Source organism: Pedobacter sp. HMWF019 (assembly GCF_003061025.1).
Taxonomy (GTDB): Bacteria; Bacteroidota; Bacteroidia; order Sphingobacteriales; family Sphingobacteriaceae; genus Pedobacter.
The window spans coordinates 1-2,280 of the sequence record NZ_QAIL01000594.1 but is presented as its reverse complement, the minus strand read 5'-3'; the positions used below and the strand labels follow the sequence as shown (position 1 = coordinate 2,280).

The 2,280-nt window shown below is 35.3% G+C and carries 2 protein-coding genes; both read right to left on the bottom strand.

The window, feature by feature from the left end; genetic code table 11:
* Positions 1–170: 170 nt before the first annotated feature.
* Positions 171–641: a DUF1572 domain-containing protein gene (locus tag DBR11_RS28330; protein ID WP_108555888.1), complete on the bottom strand. Its 471-nt coding sequence runs from the start codon at positions 639–641 to the stop codon at positions 171–173.
* Between the two features lie 56 nt (positions 642–697).
* On the bottom strand, positions 698–2,086 hold the full coding sequence (locus tag DBR11_RS28325; protein ID WP_108555887.1) for a serine hydrolase: 1,389 nt from the start codon (positions 2,084–2,086) through the stop codon (positions 698–700).
* Positions 2,087–2,280 lie beyond the last annotated feature (194 nt).

Below are 2,280 nucleotides of genomic sequence, written 5' to 3'. Positions count from 1 at the left end.
AACTGGCATTTATAAATAAAGGAAATATTTTAGGTAGATGCTAGATTGGGGAAAATGTGAGGAAAAACCCTGCACTTCTTTTCTCACCTCAGGGCCTGAAGCTCTTTGCGGAAGGTCCAGTGAGAAAAGAAGTGCAGGGTTTTTGGGGGTATCCGGGGGACATTTTTTTATTAGGCAAAATTGGAGATCATCTTTTTTATTAGAGAGATCTGGCCTAAATGATAGTAACTGTGTTCAATAACACCTTCTATATTTCGTAAATAGCTTCCATATTTTTCGTCGACAAATGGCTGGTCCAGCAGGCCATCTGGCAATTGCTCAACTTGATTTGCGAATTTTTCAGAATTGTTTAAAAAACTATTTACCAGAGTTTTCCAATCCATTTCAGATTGAATTTGCGGAACGTCAAAACTATACTTATCACTAATTTCAAGTTTTCCGCCATCAAAAACATGCAATAGTCCCTTCAAATAATAGTTAATGTGAAAGGTTAAAGCTGCAATCGCATTTAAATTTCCAATTTTTTGAGTTGCTTGCTCCCAATTTACACTTAAGATTTGTTCTTTGAAATTTGTATTGGCAATCCAGTGCCCATCAAGTAGAACCTCACGAAGTCGGTTTGCTATAGCTAAGTTATTCATAGGATGGTTAAGTAGTGATCATATATATTTTAATATATAAATATTGAAAAGAATAGTTAATCAATGACCTTGAGGCATTTAATAATATTTCCACCGTCTTTTATTGAAAGGGCATTGACAGTTCCATCACTATTTTTTGTAAAGAATACTGTTGCGTCCAAATCCATGAGGAAAAAATTATCTTTAGTTTGTGGTAGCAAATTAAGAAGGGGTATTCCAGACATTCTTAGAACCAATCCATTATCTTTCAAAGTAACGGTGACATCCACTCCATCTTCTCTTTTATATTTACCTTCATACACTTTTAAAATGCTATCTGATAATTTCAGTATAGGAGGTATTTCATTCAGTTTGGTGCTCTTAAAGGCCTTATGTATAATTTCCTGTCCTTCTGGAAAAGTAGCCCTTACAATGTTATTGCATATAATTAATCCATTGTCAGCATTTGTTAGAACAATAATACCGCGTTTCGATTTTGGCAGCAACACCATTATCGCTGCTACTCCCGGATCATTTCCACCGTGCTGAAGTGCATATTCTTTATTAGGTAAGCCGTTGATTATTCGCCATCCCAAGCCTTGTTGAAGGTTAGGGTTAATTGTTGACTGGGTTTTGATCATTTCATTATATAGGGATTTAGATAGGTGTGCCCCGTCTAGAACCTCCATTGCAAATTTTGAAAGATCGTCAATAGTTGTGGTTAAACCTGCAGCAGCACTGGCTTGAATTGAAAAATCTGCTTTTTTAATTTCTTTGCCATCAGCATCGTACATCCTGCTATATCTATCAAAATTTGTCTTACCATCCCACATGTGATTGGTGTCAAACATGTGTAACGGTTTAAAAAGTAATGAATCAGAGAGTTGGGATAATGATTTGTGAAACTTGTGTTCAATTGCAGCTCGCAAATACTCCATTCCTTCTCCACTATAGTTAAATCTTGTACCAGGCTCAAAATTAAAAGTTAATTTTCCGCTTGCATTCATCCAACGCCAGTTATCAAACCCAGATTGCTGGCTTAATACATGACGGGTTGTTATTTTATTTGAAAAAGGATTTGCTGCAACTTCAGGATCAACAAAATAATTAGCCAGGGGTTCATCCAATGTCCATTCTCCTTTTTCTACCAATTTAAGTACTAAGGTTGAAAACACTACTTTTGTAATGGAAGCTACTTCGAAGATCATGTTCTTAGGAGCGGGTTTCCCATCGCTTGAGTTTCCATATACTTTTGTTTTAAGAACTCTGTTCTTTTCTATGATACTAATGGCGACATTAGGAATGTTTAAATCCTTTTGCCACTGTATAATTTCAGCATCCAGATCATTTATATCAGGGTTACTTCTAGTGGTTTTCTTAGACGTTACTTGTTGACAGAAGCCATCATTGGGTTGAAACAATATAAAAAGAAATGCGAAGAGAATCTGGTAAGTTAAAAGCTTCATTATTAAATTTTTTAAGAGTTATTTGATCGCCTGGTAATTAGTATAACTGCACTTAAGGCAATCATTCATTGTGCCAATATGATAGTACGGCTTAGTGTTATAGCGTAAGGCCCTTATTTAATATTTAAAAGAATTTAGTTGTTCATTAATGAACGTTTATACACGAAATTGAACAGCTAAATTTAAGGGGTGCA